Origin of the sequence: Plantibacter sp. VKM Ac-2876 (assembly GCF_015350715.1) — a bacterium.
GTDB classification, from domain to species: domain Bacteria; phylum Actinomycetota; class Actinomycetes; order Actinomycetales; family Microbacteriaceae; genus Plantibacter; species Plantibacter auratus.
Genome location: NZ_JADKSI010000004.1, coordinates 1 through 14,664, shown reverse-complemented (window position 1 = coordinate 14,664; position 14,664 = coordinate 1). Strand labels below are relative to the sequence as shown.

At 70.4% G+C, this 14,664-nt stretch carries 13 protein-coding genes; 11 read left to right on the top strand and 2 right to left on the bottom strand.

Annotated features, from left to right (window positions below):
• Positions 1-43: 43 nt before the first annotated feature.
• The 9 genes from ITJ62_RS16570 (at position 44) to ITJ62_RS16530 (ending at position 9,623) form a co-directional block, all read left to right on the top strand.
• A complete protein-coding gene (locus ITJ62_RS16570; RefSeq protein WP_194604581.1) occupies positions 44-1,327 on the top strand; it encodes a sensor histidine kinase in 1,284 nt (427 codons plus the stop codon).
• Positions 1,324-2,013, top strand: a complete 690-nt coding sequence (locus tag ITJ62_RS16565) for a response regulator transcription factor (protein ID WP_194604578.1) — start codon at positions 1,324-1,326, stop codon at positions 2,011-2,013. Before ITJ62_RS16570 ends, ITJ62_RS16565 begins: the two co-directional genes overlap by 4 nt.
• Before the next feature lie 201 nt (positions 2,014-2,214).
• Entirely contained in the window at positions 2,215-3,258 is a 1,044-nt protein-coding gene (gene argC / locus ITJ62_RS16560; protein WP_064294415.1) for an N-acetyl-gamma-glutamyl-phosphate reductase, read from the top strand.
• Entirely contained in the window at positions 3,255-4,424 is a 1,170-nt protein-coding gene (gene argJ / locus ITJ62_RS16555) for a bifunctional glutamate N-acetyltransferase/amino-acid acetyltransferase ArgJ (protein ID WP_194604575.1), read from the top strand. The genes argC and argJ overlap by 4 nt, the downstream gene beginning before the upstream one ends.
• Positions 4,424-5,332: an acetylglutamate kinase gene (argB, locus tag ITJ62_RS16550; protein WP_370581974.1), complete on the top strand. Its 909-nt coding sequence runs from the start codon at positions 4,424-4,426 to the stop codon at positions 5,330-5,332. Before argJ ends, argB begins: the two co-directional genes overlap by 1 nt.
• Positions 5,329-6,513, top strand: a complete 1,185-nt coding sequence (locus tag ITJ62_RS16545; RefSeq protein ID WP_194604569.1) for an acetylornithine transaminase — start codon at positions 5,329-5,331, stop codon at positions 6,511-6,513. The genes argB and ITJ62_RS16545 overlap by 4 nt, the downstream gene beginning before the upstream one ends.
• Before the next feature lie 35 nt (positions 6,514-6,548).
• Positions 6,549-7,490 (top strand): ornithine carbamoyltransferase, encoded by a 942-nt coding sequence (gene argF / locus ITJ62_RS16540; protein WP_064294412.1) that lies wholly within the window; start codon positions 6,549-6,551, stop codon positions 7,488-7,490.
• A gap of 69 nt (positions 7,491-7,559) precedes the next feature.
• On the top strand, positions 7,560-8,990 hold the full coding sequence (gene argH, locus ITJ62_RS16535; RefSeq protein ID WP_194604560.1) for an argininosuccinate lyase: 1,431 nt from the start codon (positions 7,560-7,562) through the stop codon (positions 8,988-8,990).
• 15 nt (positions 8,991-9,005) lie between these two features.
• On the top strand, positions 9,006-9,623 hold the full coding sequence (locus ITJ62_RS16530; RefSeq protein WP_194604557.1) for a DNA-3-methyladenine glycosylase: 618 nt from the start codon (positions 9,006-9,008) through the stop codon (positions 9,621-9,623).
• Between the two features lie 9 nt (positions 9,624-9,632).
• Here the strand turns inward: ITJ62_RS16530 and ITJ62_RS16525 are convergent, their stop codons facing one another.
• Entirely contained in the window at positions 9,633-10,232 is a 600-nt protein-coding gene (locus ITJ62_RS16525; RefSeq protein ID WP_159879019.1) for a hypothetical protein, read from the bottom strand.
• Positions 10,229-10,861 carry a DNA-binding protein gene (locus tag ITJ62_RS16520; RefSeq protein WP_194604555.1) on the bottom strand — a complete coding sequence of 211 codons (633 nt, stop codon included), beginning with the start codon at positions 10,859-10,861 and terminating at the stop codon, positions 10,229-10,231. Before ITJ62_RS16520 ends, ITJ62_RS16525 begins: the two co-directional genes overlap by 4 nt.
• Before the next feature lie 168 nt (positions 10,862-11,029).
• Between ITJ62_RS16520 and tyrS the strand changes: the two genes are divergently transcribed.
• Positions 11,030-12,340, top strand: coding sequence for a tyrosine--tRNA ligase (tyrS, locus tag ITJ62_RS16515; RefSeq protein WP_121291724.1), 1,311 nt, complete (start codon positions 11,030-11,032; stop codon positions 12,338-12,340).
• Between the two features lie 43 nt (positions 12,341-12,383).
• Positions 12,384-14,273 carry a PQQ-binding-like beta-propeller repeat protein gene (locus ITJ62_RS16510; RefSeq protein ID WP_194604552.1) on the top strand — a complete coding sequence of 630 codons (1,890 nt, stop codon included), beginning with the start codon at positions 12,384-12,386 and terminating at the stop codon, positions 14,271-14,273.
• The last annotated feature ends 391 nt before the right edge of the window (positions 14,274-14,664 follow it).

The following is a 14,664-nucleotide window of genomic DNA, read 5'->3' as shown; positions in this document are numbered from 1 at the left end:
TCCGACGCTCGCGCCGCGCGGCTCGAGCTGGTGTGATGGAGGTATGGCTGCTCTCGAAGGACCGCGCGCATGGGTGGATCGACACCGTGAGCCGGTCATCACCACGGTGTGCGCGGCCATGGGACTCCTGTTCGCCCTCCTCGGGATCCATGTCCCCTGGGGGACGACCGTGTCGGAACCGCCGCTCCTCCTCACGCTCGCGTTCCTCGTCGCCATCCTGGCGGTGCACCTGCTCCGCCGCCGACGTCCGTTGACCACGCTGGCCGTCGGCGTCCTGATCGCCCTCGCCGAGGCGCTCACCACCGGAGGCAGCGGCCTCGGGATGCTCATCGTCGTGTCCGACCTCGCCTATGCGGCGGCGCTCTACTCGCGGTCCCGGGTCATGGACGTCGCCGCGTTCGCCTGCACCGCGCTCGCCGTCGTGTCGGTCGGTGTCTTCGCGGTGATCTGGTTCACCGACGACGTCCAGGCCGTCACCCGGCTCGGTCGGGGAGTGGTCCTCGGCTCGCTCATCATCGTCCCGGTCATCCTGGCGAGTTCGATCTGGTACGGCAGGATGGTCCGGTATCCCCGTCTCGAGGCCGAACGCCAGCGCGAGCGCGCGGACACGATCGCCCAGGCAGCGGCTGCGCTCCGACAGGACGCCGTGACCCGTGAACGGCTCGAGCTCAGCCGGGAGCTGCACGACGTCATCGCCGGTCACCTCTCGGCGATCGCGATGCAGTCGGCGGCGGCCCTGGAACGACGCGACGGCACCGACCCGGTTGCGCTGCGGCGCAGCCTCGCACTCGTCCGGACCAGCAGTCTCGACGCGCTCGCCGACATGCGCACGATGATCGACGTGCTCCGCGGTGACCAGTCGGCCGACGAGCTGGCCCAGGCACCAGACCGACTCACGGCCGAGTCGGTCCGCCGCGCGGTCGAGGTCGCCCGTGCCAACGGACTGGAGGTGGAGGTACGGGCACCGGACGACGCGGCGCTCGCCGAGGTCCCCGCGCAGACCTCGATCGTCGGGCTCCGCACGCTCGTCGAAGGCCTGACGAACACCGCGAAGCACGCGCCGGGTGCCTCCGTGCGGGTCGAGGTCTCGCTCCCGCCCGGTGCCCTGTCCGTCACGCTCAGCAACCCGCTGCCGACGGCGACCGCGTCTTCGGTGCTCGCCGGGTCCGGTGGGGTCGGCCTCGTCGGCCTGGCCGAGCGGGCACGCCTGGTCGGAGGCGACCTCGTCGCAGGGCCGGACGGTCCCGACTGGCGGACAGCGCTCACCGTGCCGACCCCGGTGTCGCCGGCCACCCCCGCGGTCGTCACCGCAGGAGGGGCGTCATGACCATCACGGTCCTCATCGCGGACGACCATGCGGCCGTCAGAGCGGGTCTGGGAGCGCTGCTCGACGAGCCGGACGACATCCTGGTCATCGCCGAGGCGGCGGACGGGGAGGCCGTCGTCGCGCAAGCCGTGCGACACCGACCGGACGTCGTGTTGCTCGACGTCCAGATGCCGCGTTCCTCCGGGATCGATGCGATCCCGGCCATCCTCGCCGCGGTCGCCCCACCGCCGAGCATCATCATGCTCACCACCTTCGCGCTCGACCGGTACGTCGACGAGGCGCTGGCGGCCGGGGCGAACGCCTTCCTGGTGAAGACGGTCTCCGCTGCCGGCCTCGTCGATGCGATCCGACGAGTGCAAGCGGGCGAGGCGGTGCTCGCCCCTGAGGTGACCCGCCGAGTCCTCGAACGGCTCGCCGCGGCCAGACCTCCGGTCGTGCCGGCACCGGCTCCGGCGCACCCCGGTCTGGCCACGCTCACACCACGGGAGCGTGAGGTCCTCGAGCAGCTGCGCGCGGGGCTGAGCAACGCCGGGATCGCGACCGCGCTCGGGCTGTCCGAGGCGACGGCCCGCACGCACGTGTCCCGGATCCTCGTGAAGCTCGACGCACGGTCGCGGGTCCAGGCCGCGCTCATCGCGGAGCGGGCTGCTCCGGGCGCGGATTCGTCGGCATCCTCGTCGTCGTAGTACGCTCTCGACATGGCACGTTTCCAGGCACAGGGTTCTTCGCGGGCGATCACGCTCCGCGCCCTCCGCCGTCCCGTGTCCGCACGCGCTACCGCAGAGCGACGATAGGCGACCCCGGTGCGCGCACGGTCCAGGTGACCGTGCAGTCGTCCAGGAGTCGCCGCCTCCGCCCCTCGAGCGTCCACTCAATAAGGTAGAGCCATGTCCTTCTCTGTAGCGGTGGCCGGAGCATCCGGCTACGCAGGAGGCGAGCTGCTTCGGCTGCTCGCCGACCACCCCGACTTCGACGTCCGGACGGTGACCGCGCACGCGAACGCCGGTCAACCGCTCGTCGACCACCAGCCACACCTCCGATCACTCCGGCATCTCGTCCTCGAGGCGACGACGCCGGAGGTGCTCGCGGGACACGACGTCGTCTTCCTCGCCCTGCCGCACGGCAAGTCGGGTGAGGTCACGGCATCGCTTCCACCGGAGACCCTCGTCGTCGACTGCGGAGCCGACCACCGGCTCGTCGACGAAGCCGACTGGGACGCCTTCTACGGCGGCGACTACTTCGGCGCCTGGGCCTACGGTGTGCCGGAGCTCCAGACGTCCACCGGTCGGGGGCGCGACGCTCTCGTGGGCGCCAAGCGGATCGCCGCTCCTGGATGCAACGCGAGCACCGTCGCCCTGTCCCTCGCGCCCGGCATCGCCGCGGGGGTGATCGAGCCGCTCGACCTCGTCTCCGTGCTCGCCGTCGGGCCGTCCGGCGCGGGGAAGAGCCTGAAGGTCAACCTGCTCGCGAGCGAGGTGCTCGGCACGGCCAACCCGTACGCCGTCGGCGGTACCCACCGTCACATCCCCGAGATCACGCAGAGCCTCCGGGCGGCCGGTGCCGATCGCGCGTCCATCTCGTTCACCCCGGTCATCGTCCCGATGTCGCGCGGCATCCTGGCCACCTCGACGGCACGCATCGTCCCGGGCACCACGGCGGCAGCGGTCCGCGAGGCCTGGGAGACGGCCTACGCCGACGAGCCGTTCGTCCAGGTGCTGCCCGAGGGCTCGTTCCCCCGGACGGCCGACGTCCTCGGCGCCAACACCGCGCTGATCGGACTCGCCGTCGACGAGACGGTGGGACGGGTCGTCGTCGTGACCGCCGTCGACAACCTCGTGAAGGGGACCGCCGGCGCGGCGATCCAATCGGCGAACATCGCGCTCGGGCTCCCCGAGACGACCGGCTTGAGTGTGAATGGAGTGGCACCGTGAGTGTGACAGCAGCAGCAGGGTTCCTCGCGGCGGGCGTCGCCTGCGGCCTCAAGACCTCCGGGGGCCTCGACCTCGCGGTGGTCCACAACGTCGGTCCGCTGCAGCACGCGGCGACGGTGTTCACGAGCAACCGGTGCAAGGCCAACCCGGTCCTCTGGAGCGAGCAGGTCATGCAGGACGGCATCGTCTCGGCGATCGTCCTGAACTCCGGCGGCGCGAACTGCTATACGGGGACGCGCGGTTTCCAGACGACGCACGCGACCGCGGAGGCCGTCGCAGAGCGACTCGCGGTCTCGGCCGGCGACGTCCTCGTCTGCTCCACGGGGCTCATCGGCGAACAGCTCGACCTCGACAAGCTGACCGCGGGCGTCTGGGACGCCACCCGCGCGGTCGCCGACGAGGACGGTGCGAGCGAAGCGGCCGGCCTCGCCGCGGCGACCGCGATCATGACGACCGACACGAAGCCGAAACAGGCCGTTCGGAGCGCGGACGGATGGACCGTCGGCGGCATGGCGAAGGGCGCGGGCATGCTCGCCCCCGGGCTCGCGACGATGCTCGTCGTCATCACGACCGACGCCGTGCTCGAGCCGGCACAGCTCGACCAGGCGCTCCGCAGCGCGACCCGTGTCACCTTCGACCGCCTCGACTCCGACGGCTGCATGTCCACCAACGACACGGTGTCGCTCCTCGCGTCCGGGTCGAGTGGCGTGACCCCGGAGCTGTCCGCCTTCACCGAGGCGCTGACGGAGGTCTGTCGCGACCTCACCCTGCAGTTGCAGGCCGATGCCGAGGGCGCGGCCCACGACGTCGCGATCGAGGTCGTCGGCGCGGTGTCCGAGGACGACGCGGTCGAGGTCGCCCGCGCGGTCTCCCGCAGCAACCTCTTCAAGGCGGCCATCTTCGGCAACGACCCGAACTGGGGCCGGGTGCTCGCGGCCGTCGGGACCACGGGCGCCGAGTTCGACCCGTACGGGATCGACGTGGCCATGAACGGCGTCCAGGTGTGCACGGCCGGCGAGCCGGATCAGTCGCGCGACCTCGTCGACCTGTCGCCGCGCGCCGTGCACGTGCTCATCGACCTCCACGCCGGTGACACGGGAGCCACCATCTGGACGAACGACCTCACGCACGACTACGTGCACGAGAACAGCGCGTACGCGAGCTGATGATGACCCAGTATCGAGACAACTCTCCCGAGGAGGCGGCGATCAAGGCCGCCACCCTCATCGAGTCGCTTCCCTGGCTGAAGACCTTCCGCGACCAGACGATCGTCGTCAAGTTCGGCGGCAACGCGATGGTGAGCGACGAGCTCGCGCAGGCGTTCGCCGAGGACATGGTCTATCTGCGCTACGCGGGACTGAAGCCCGTCGTCGTGCACGGTGGCGGCCCGCAGATCTCCGCGATGCTCGACCGGCTCGACATCCACAGCGAGTTCCGCGGCGGGTACCGGGTCACGACCCCCGAGGCCATGGAGGTCGTGCGGATGGTCCTCACGGGTCAGGTCAACCCCGAGCTCGTGGGGCGGATCAACGAACACGGCCCGCTCGCCGCAGGACTGTCCGGCGAGGACGCGGGCCTGTTCGGCGGGCGTCGTCGCTCGATCCTCGTCGACGGCGAGACCGTGGACATCGGGCTCGTCGGCGACGTCGTCAGCGTCGACCCCACCTCGGTGCAGGCCTACCTCGACGCCGGTAACATCCCGGTGGTCTCCTCGATCGCCCCCGACCTCGACCAGCCCGGCCAGACGCTCAACGTGAACGCCGACGCGGCCGCCGCGGCGCTCGCGGTGGCACTCGGTGCCGCGAAGCTCGTCATCCTGACCGATGTCGCCGGGCTGTACAGCGACTGGCCCAACCGCGACTCGCTCGTCTCGCAGATCACGACGGGTGAGCTCCGAGCCATGCTGCCCACGCTCGAATCGGGCATGATCCCGAAGATGACCGCCTGTCTCGACGCCGTCGACGGCGGGGTCGCCAAGGCGGCCATCATCGACGGCCGCGTACCCCACTCCATCCTGCTCGAGGTGTTCACCCAGAACGGCTCCGGCACCGAGGTCGTCCCGGAGGACTCATGAGCGACTGGAAGAGCCGCGTCGACCGCGACATGATGCGCACGTTCAACACGCCGATCGCCATGCTGACGCGCGGTGAGGGATGCCACGTCTGGGACGCCGAGGGCAACCGCTACCTCGACTTCCTCGCGGGCATCGCGGTGAACGCACTGGGACATGCGCATCCGGCGTTCGTCGGCGCGATCACGCGACAGGCGAGCACGCTTGCGCACGTCTCCAACTACTTCTCGAGTCCGCCGCAGCTCGAGCTCGCGGCCCGACTGAAGCGTCTCGCCGGAGCGGGCGAGGGCGGTCGGGTGTACTTCGCGAACTCCGGTGCCGAGGCGAACGAGGCGGCGTTCAAGCTCGCCCGACTCAACCACGGCGACGGATCGCGGACCCGGGTCCTCACCCTGGAGAACTCCTTCCACGGGCGGACCTTCGGGGCGCTCGCCCTGACCGGCAAGCCCGCCCTGCAGGAGGGGTTCCACCCGCTCCCGGGTGGCGTCGAGCACATCCCGACCACGATCGAGGCACTCGAGGCGGCGATCGACGACCGGGTCGCCGCGCTGATCCTCGAACCGATCAAGGGCGAAGCCGGCGTCATCGACCTGCCGGAGGGCTACCTCGCCCGTGCCAGGGCACTCACCGAGGCACATGGCGTGCTGCTCATCATCGACGAGATCCAGACCGGGGCCGGTCGGACGGGGGAATGGTTCGCGTTCCAGCGGGACGGCATCGTCCCGGACGCGATCACCGTCGCCAAGGGGATCGGCGGTGGAATGCCGATCGGCGCCCTCGTCACCTTCGGCGCCGCCTCCGAGCTGTTCGGACCCGGCCAGCACGGCAGCACCTTCGGCGGCAACCCGCTCGCGACCGCGACGGCGAACGCGGTGCTCGAGGAGATCGAGCGCGCCGGTCTCGTGCAGAACGCCGCTGCGCGCGGTGAGCAGTTGCGGGCCGTCATCACCGCCATCGGGTCCCCGCTCGTCGAGGAGGTCCGCGGACACGGGCTGCTCATCGGCATCGGCTTGAGCGCCCCGGTGGCGGCCGAGCTGTCGGCCGCGGCGTTCGACCGAGGGCTCATCATCAACGCCCCGAACGCGACGAGCATTCGGATCGCGCCGCCGCTCATCATCGGCGACGCCGAGATCGACGAGTTCACCTCCCTCTTCCGCGCGGCGCTCGACGCCGTCCAGGCCTGATCGGCCATCGACCCACACGAACAGGACCACCAGCCATGACCCGTCACTTCCTCCGCGACGACGACCTCAGCCCGGCCGAGCAGGCCGAGATCCTCGACCTCGCCACCGAGCTGAAGCGCGACCGCTGGTCGCGGAAGCCGCTCGAAGGCCCGCAGACCGTCGCGGTCATCTTCGACAAGTCCTCGACGCGGACACGCGTCTCCTTCGCCGTGGGGATCGCCGACCTCGGCGGATCACCGCTCATCATCTCGACGGCCAACAGCCAGCTCGGCGGCAAGGAGACGGCCGCCGACACCGCTCGCGTCCTCGAACGTCAGGTTGCGGCGATCGTCTGGCGGACCTACGCCCAGTCCGGTCTCGAGGAGATCTCGGCCGGGACGACCGTGCCCGTCGTCAACGCGCTGTCCGACGACTTCCACCCGTGTCAGCTCCTCGCCGACCTCCTCACGATCCGCGAGCACAAGGGCGAGCTCGCCGGTCTGACGATGTCGTTCTTCGGCGACGGTGCGAGCAACATGGCCCACTCCTACCTGTTGGCCGGCGCGACGGCGGGGATGCACGTCCGCATCGCCGCCCCGGCCGAGTTCGCCCCGGCTGCGGACGTCGTCGCCGACGCGGAGCGCATCGCCGCGACGACGGGCGGCTCCGTGCTCGTGACCACCGACCCCGACACGGCGGCGGCGGATGCCGACGTGATGATCACCGACACCTGGGTGTCGATGGGCAAGGAGGACGAGAAGGCGCAACGCGTCGCCATCTTCGGCGGCTACCGCGTCGACCGCAGGCTCATGGGGCTCGCAGCGTCCGACGCCGTCTTCATGCACTGCCTGCCCGCCGATCGCGGCTTCGAGGTCGAGGCCGAGGTCATCGACGGTGCGCAGAGCATCATCTGGGACGAGGCGGAGAACCGCCTCCACGCGCAGAAGGCCCTGCTCGTGTGGCTGCTCGAGCAGCAGCACGCCGGCTCCGCGGCCTGACCCTTCCCCGGCTGCGGCCGACCGACCAGTCCGGAGCACTCCGGACGCCAGCAGTACAGGAGGCCCATCGTGGCAGATCAGCAGAACCGAGCAGGCGAATCCGGGGCACTCTGGGGTGGACGCTTCGCGAGCGGACCGTCGCCGGAACTCGCCCGTCTGAGCAAGTCCACACAGTTCGACTGGGTCCTCGCCGCATACGACATCGCGGGCTCCCGTGCGCATGCCGAAGCGCTCGCGTCGGCGGGGTACCTCGACGAGGACGAGCTCGGTGGGATGCTCGCCGCCCTCGACGTCCTGGACGCCGACGTGGCCGACGGGACGTTCGTCGCGGCGGAGAGCGATGAGGACGTCCACTCGGCGCTGGAACGCGGGCTCGTCGAACGGGCCGGCAAGGAACTCGGCGGGAAGCTGCGCGCCGGACGAAGCCGGAACGACCAGATCGCGACGCTCGTGCGCCTCTACCTCATCGATCACGGACGGGTGATCGCCCGCGACGTCATCCACCTGATCGACGCGATCGTCTCCCAGGCCGAAGCCCACCCGGACGCGGTGATGCCCGGCCGCACGCACCTGCAGCACGCCCAGCCGGTGTTGCTCGCCCACCAGCTGCTCGCGCACGCCTGGCCGCTCACCCGCGACCTGGAACGGCTCCGCGACTGGCTCGCCCGGGCGAGCGCCTCGCCGTACGGTTCCGGAGCGCTCGCCGGCAGTTCCCTCGGCCTCGACCCGGTGCTCGTCGCACACGAGCTCGGGCTCGACCGGCCGACCGAGAACTCGATCGACGCCACCGCCAGCCGCGACGTGGTCGCCGAGTTCGCGTTCATCACCTCGCTGATCGGGATCAACCTGTCCCGGTTCGCTGAGGAGATCATCGTCTGGAACACCCGTGAGTTCGGGTTCGTGACCCTCGACGACGCCTACTCGACCGGCTCGAGCATCATGCCGCAGAAGAAGAACCCCGACATCGCCGAGCTCGCCCGCGGGAAGTCCGGGCGACTCATCGGGAACCTGACCGGGTTGCTGGCGACGCTGAAGGCGCTGCCGCTCGCGTACAACCGCGACCTGCAGGAGGACAAAGAACCGGTGTTCGACTCCGTGAACCAGCTCGAGGTGTTGCTGCCGGCGTTCACCGGGATGGTGGCGACGCTCCGCTTCGACACGGCACGGCTGCGCGAGCTGGCACCGGAGGGGTTCTCCCTCGCGACGGACGTCGCCGAGTGGCTCGTCAAGCAGGGTGTCGCCTTCCGCGACGCTCACGAGATCAGCGGCGAGCTTGTGCGGTACTGCGAGGAGCGCGGCCTTGCACTCGACGAACCGGACGACGCCGCACTGGCGGGTGTCTCGGAACATCTCACGCCGGCCGTGCGGAGCGTCCTGACCGTCGACGGCTCGATCGGTAGCCGACTCGGCGCCGGTGGGACTGCGCCGGAGCGGGTCCAGGACCAGCTCGTGACGCTCGTCGGGCGGGTTGGCGCGCTGTCGCAGGCCCTCTCGCTTTAGACGGGCCGGGGTCCGATGACGACGGCCGGCCCGCTGCGGGCGCTGACCTCGGGATCGGCTCTCGAGGTCGCGCCCGCGTTGCTCGGAGCGGTGCTGTCCCACACGACGCCCGAGGGCACCGTGTCGGTCCGTCTCACCGAGGTCGAGGCCTATCTCGGGGTCGGCGAGGATCCCGGATCCCATGCGCACCGTGGTCCGACCCCGCGCACGAGTCCGATGTTCGGTCCGCCCGGGCATCTGTACGCGTACTTCAGCTACGGCATGCACGTCTGCATCAACGTCGTGTGCTCACCGGTCGGCACGGCGTCGGCCGTCCTCCTGCGCGCCGGCGAGGTCGTCGCGGGCCTGGAGCTCGCGCGGCTGCGACGCGGTGAACGGGTGCCGGATCGCGACCTGGCCAGAGGACCGGCGCGGCTCACCGTGGCGCTCGGGATCGCGCTCGACCAGTCGGGTGACGACCTCGCCGAGCCGCCCTTCGACCTGCTCCTGCCCGAGCGCCCGCTCGCCTCGGCGACCGGTCCGCGGACGGGCGTCAGCGGGGTCGGTGGGGGAGCCGCCTACCCGTGGCGGTTCGTGCTCCCGGGGGAGACGACCGTCTCGCCCTACCGCCGCTCGCCCAGGGCCGTGGACTGACCCGCCGACTCAGCCTCGCGCGAGCAGCAGGATCGACGCCACCCCGGCAGCCCAGAGGAGGCTGGCGAGCGAGCCGATGATGAACCGCTCGCGCGCCTCGGCCGAGTCGAGTTCGGTGAAGCGTCCGACACCCTTCACCGCGACGATCACCGCGATCGCCTCCGGATAGCCGGAGAACAACGCGGCGACGAGGGCGAGCCGTTCGAGGATCCCGATGGCGGTCCCGCCGCGCAGCACTTCGATCGGACGTCCGACGACCTGCGAGGCGCTCGGGTTCCGGTGCTCCACGAGGATGCCGCCGTGGATCCCGGGGGCGACGCTGCCCTTCGTCGCGAGGGCGAGGACGAAGGAGGCGACCGGGCCACCGCCGGCGACCGCGACGGCGAGGACGAAGACGCCGAGGAGGACGAGTGCCGGACCGGTCGGCGGGACCGAGGGGACGAGCGCGACCAGGAGGGCCCCGATCACCATGAGGGCAGCCGCCACGACCATGAGACGGTCCGCGAGACGCGCGCTCAGCACCCGGGCCAGCAGGAGGAAGACGAGCGCGCTTCCGAGGAGGCCGATGACGGTCGGCCAGGTGATGGGCGTGAGCGTGACGAGGTTCATCGCTCGTCCTTTCGGTCGTCGGGGTGGTGCACGGAGGCGTCCTGGTCGAGCTTCGCCAGGAGGCGGATGAGCGCGGTGGTCGCCGCGGCTTCGGCTCGTACTCCGGCGGCCGCGACCCGGCGACTGACCGAACTCTCGGTGATGCCGAGTCGTGCCGCGGCCTCGGACTGGGTCACGCCGGCCGCGAGCAGGTCGGCGACCTCCCATCCGCCGGCGGTCCTCCGGTCGCGGAGGTGGAGCAGGAGCACGATGAGCGCTTCGACGTCGGCGCCGCCCTGCTGGTCGGCCGCCTCGAGCGCGAATCGGAAGGGCGCCCGCTTGGCCCGCGTGACGGCCTCCCGTGCGGCGTAGAAGGCCTGACCGGTCGCGGCTCGGGTCGACTCGGGGAGCGGACGCCGGACGTCGCCTTGGCCGAAGCCCACGCTCCAGCCGCGATCCCGGAGGAGGTCGAAGGCGATGGCGAGCGCGACTTCGGCATCCTCGGTGGCGAGCTGGAACTCGTCGCCCGCCGTGCGTTCGGCCTGGAGGAGCAGGCGGTCCGAGAACCGTTCGTTGATCGACTCGATGACACCGGCGGCGCGATCAGGGCCGGTCCGGCTCGCGATCTGATCGACGGTCAGCACGTACACGGCTCTCCTCTCGGCGGTGGGTCGGCTCGATCACCCTAGTCGCAACATGCAGGTATTTCCACAACTCTGACGCATGAGAGGAATTCCTGCACGTCACGGTCGCCGCGATCGCGCCGGTGCCGATGCGCCCGATCCAGCAGCCGATGCCGCGCTGATAGCCTTGCAAGCGTGTCGAACCTCGCTCTTCCTGACCAGCGCAACGATCCGACCTTCGAGGACGTCTGGGACGAACTCGTCTGGCGCGGGCTCGTCCACGTGTCGACGGATCAGCAGGAGCTGAAGCGTCTGCTCGGTGGAGCACCGATCACCTACTACTGCGGGTTCGACCCGACGGCTGCGAGCCTCCACCTGGGCAACCTGGTCCAGCTGCTCGTCATGCGTCGGCTGCAGCTGGCCGGACACCGCCCGCTCGGACTCGTCGGCGGTTCGACGGGCCTCATCGGCGACCCACGACCGACCGCCGAACGCACGCTGAACACGCCGGACACCGTCGCCGAGTGGGTGCAGTCGCTCCGCGCGCAGATCGAACGCTTCCTCAGCTTCGAGGGCGACAACGCCGCGCGCATGGTCAACAACCTCGACTGGACCGCACCGCTCTCCGCGATCGACTTCCTGCGGGAGATCGGCAAGCACTACCGCGTCGGCACGATGCTGAAGAAGGACGCGGTCAGTGCTCGCCTCAACTCGGAGGCGGGGATCAGCTACACCGAGTTCAGTTACCAGATCCTCCAGGGGATGGACTACCTCGAGCTGTACCGCGAATACGGCTGCGTCCTGCAGACCGGCGGGAGCGACCAGTGGGGCAACCTCACGAGCGGCACCGACCTCATCCACCGGGTCGAGCGGGCCACCGTCCACGCGATCGGGACCCCGCTGATCACGAACTCGGACGGCACGAAGTTCGGGAAGAGCGAAGGCAACGCGGTCTGGCTCGACCCGAGCATGACGAGCCCGTACGCGTTCTACCAGTTCTGGGTCAACACCGACGATGCGGACGTCATCGCCCGGCTGAAGGTGTTCACGTTCCTCGATCGGGTGGAGATCGAGCGACTGGCGGCCGCGACCGAGTCGGAACCGTTCAAGCGGGAGGCGCAGAAGACCCTCGCCTACGCCGTCACCGCGCTCGTCCACGGGGTCGCCGCGACGGATGCGGCCATCGCCGCGTCGGCCGCGCTCTTCGGTCAGGGCGATCTGGACGCACTCGACGCGGACACGCTGCGGTCGGCCGTCACCGAGTTGCCGAACGCGCGGGTGGCCGCGGAGACGCTCGTCATCCAGGCGCTCGTCGACACGGAGCTGTGCTCGAGCCTCGGCGAGGCTCGACGCGCGGTCGCCCAGGGAGGCGTCTCGGTGAACAACCGCAAGATCGACGACGTCGACGCGACCCTGGACGACCGGTTCCTCACGGGCGGGGTGGCCGTGCTGCGCCGCGGCAAGCGCACCCTCGCCGGGCTGTTCCTCGACGGAGCGCCCGCCTGATCCGCCGACGACGGCATCGTCGTCGTCATCGAACCTTAAGGGGATGCTCCGAGTGCAGCTCTGCGAGGCGTGCGGGACCGAGATCGTCGACCGTCGCGACGGTGTGTGCCCGAGTTGTGGGGCCATGCTGCCGCTGCGCACGGGCGAGCTGTCGACGGTGGAGACGCCGGCCGAGGCGGCGGACGAGCCGGAGCCGGCGGCCGAGCCCGAGCCGGAGTCGACGGACGACCGGCCCACGCCGGCCGACGACGGCGACCTCGTCGAGACCGATGCACCCCACGTCGAGACCGGTGCCCCAGCAGCGGAAGCCGATCGACTGCCTTCGCCGGACGTCGACACGACTGAGCCCACGAACCCCGGTACCGCGACGTCGATCGCGCCGAGCGCGGTGCCGACACCGGTCCCGGATCCCGAATCCACCGACCCGGCGCCGGCGCAGGCGTCGACTCCGCACCCGGCGACAGCCGCTGCGGACGAGCCGGCTTCGGCAAGCGCCGCGGGGGAGGCACCTGGGGAACCGACCGCGCCCCGTGCCCTCTGGCACCCCGACTCGTTGCCTACCGCGGTCAAGCGGACCCCCTCGCGCCGAGGACGGTTCATCCTCGGTGGACTCGCGCTGGCCGTGGTCGCTGCGATCGTCGCGATCGTGCTCCTCGTGGTCGCGGCCGTTCCCCACCGCGTCGAGGGGCTCGCGCTCCTCCGCGACCTCCCGACGAAACCGACCGTCGGAACGTGGGAACTCGCGCATCCGCTGGACGACGAGGTGCCCGCGGGCGACGAGCTCTACCTCAACGGGTACACCGCGAGCCCCAACACCGCGCTGCTCGTGTGGTCGACCGACCGGCCACTGGATCAGACGGCCCTCGACGACGTTCCGGGCGAGACGGTGGTCTCCCTGGTGAACACGGCGAACGGCCACACGCTCTGGGACCGCCGCGTCACCGAGCTCTCTCCGGAGTTCGACCGCTTCGACGCACCGGTGGTCGTCTCCCCACCGGATGCGGCAGCGATCGTGCTGAGCCAGGGTGACCTCATGGTCGCCGTGAGCCGTCGCGACGGGCACGTGGTCTCCACCTCGCAGGAGCACTCGAGTGTCGAGGGGATCGGCTTCGCCGACTTCGCCGCACCGGCGGCGTTCGTCCCGGGGCTCGAGGGTGACCTGCTCATCTCGTCGACCACGGCCGATGGCACCGGGACCGTCGGCCGCTATCGGTCGACGGATCTGACCGACCCGGTCTGGGAGGTCAACGGTGACGCCGGCGAGCGGGCGACCACCGCGGGCGACAAGCTCTTCTACGACGGTGCGGTCTACTCGCTCGACGACGGATCGACCATCGACTGGCAGGGCGACCTCTCCTGGTACTACCAGCAGGTGGGCGGCGATCTCGTAGCGATCGACTACTCCGGCAACGACACCACGATCCGCGGGGTGGACGACCGCACCGGCGCCGAGCGCTGGAAGGCGACCGGGGCGCTGCCGGTGGTGCTCGACGCGAGCGGGCTGTTGGTCGTCGCCGACCAGTCGGGGGAGCGGGTCCGCCGCCTCGACCCGCGATCCGGCGAGGTCGAGTGGCGCAGCGGACTGACGAGCACCTGGGACGGCGCATACACCGTGGGCGACACGATCATGCTCGGCGACGGCGAAGGCGGGTACACCGGGGTCGGCGCTCGAGACGGTGAGATCCGATACGAGGAGCAGGACGCCGAGGGCAGCCTCGTCGGATACAGCGACCGGACCCTCCTGCTCACGCTCGACGGCACGCTCGTCGGCATCGACGCGACCACGGGCGAGCGCGGTTGGTCGGTCGACTCCGCCGGAGACGAGTACTCGTTCACCGCCTGGGGCGGAAGCCCACTCGCCGTCGCGACGGTCGTCGCGGCCGGTTCCGGCTCAGCGGCCGTCCTCGGCATCGGTGACGCTGATCGGGACTGAAGCGCGTGGATCCGGGCGACACGCCCGGGATGCAGCCATGATTTGCCAGCCCCTGGCGGTCTGCGTAAAGTAATCACTCGTCACCCCAAAGGTGCGGGAAGCGGAAGAGCTTCCCGGCCTCAAGTGGGACTGATACCCAGCCAAAAGCCGAGCATCTCCACGTGAGTCAAACTCACACTTGAGATCGTCTCACTTCAAGACTAGGTTGGAACTTCCCAGCTCTCGGGTCATCGAAGCGGCGAGGATCAGACGGACTCCGGTCCACTCAGATCAGCTCCTGGCTCGACTTGACAAGAACCGAAGAAGTGGTAAGTTAGAGAAGTTGCCCTGCAGGGCGGTCGTGATGGCCAAAGGCAGGAGCATCCGATCCTTGAGAACTCAACAGCGTGCA

Excerpts from the sequence above, each read along its gene's own strand:
- ITJ62_RS16525 (WP_159879019.1), bottom strand. The coding sequence starts at position 10,232 with ATGAACCTCGTCACGCTCACGCCCATCACCTGGCCGACCGTCATCGGC.
- ITJ62_RS16545 (WP_194604569.1), top strand. The coding sequence starts at position 5,329 with ATGAGCGACTGGAAGAGCCGCGTCGACCGCGACATGATGCGCACGTTC.
- ITJ62_RS16530 (WP_194604557.1), top strand. The coding sequence starts at position 9,006 with ATGACGACGGCCGGCCCGCTGCGGGCGCTGACCTCGGGATCGGCTCTC.
- argC (WP_064294415.1), top strand. The coding sequence starts at position 2,215 with ATGTCCTTCTCTGTAGCGGTGGCCGGAGCATCCGGCTACGCAGGAGGC.
- argF (WP_064294412.1), top strand. The coding sequence starts at position 6,549 with ATGACCCGTCACTTCCTCCGCGACGACGACCTCAGCCCGGCCGAGCAG.
- argB (WP_370581974.1), top strand. The coding sequence starts at position 4,424 with ATGATGACCCAGTATCGAGACAACTCTCCCGAGGAGGCGGCGATCAAG.
- ITJ62_RS16510 (WP_194604552.1), top strand. The coding sequence starts at position 12,384 with ATGCTCCGAGTGCAGCTCTGCGAGGCGTGCGGGACCGAGATCGTCGAC.
- ITJ62_RS16565 (WP_194604578.1), top strand. The coding sequence starts at position 1,324 with ATGACCATCACGGTCCTCATCGCGGACGACCATGCGGCCGTCAGAGCG.
- ITJ62_RS16570 (WP_194604581.1), top strand. The coding sequence starts at position 44 with ATGGCTGCTCTCGAAGGACCGCGCGCATGGGTGGATCGACACCGTGAG.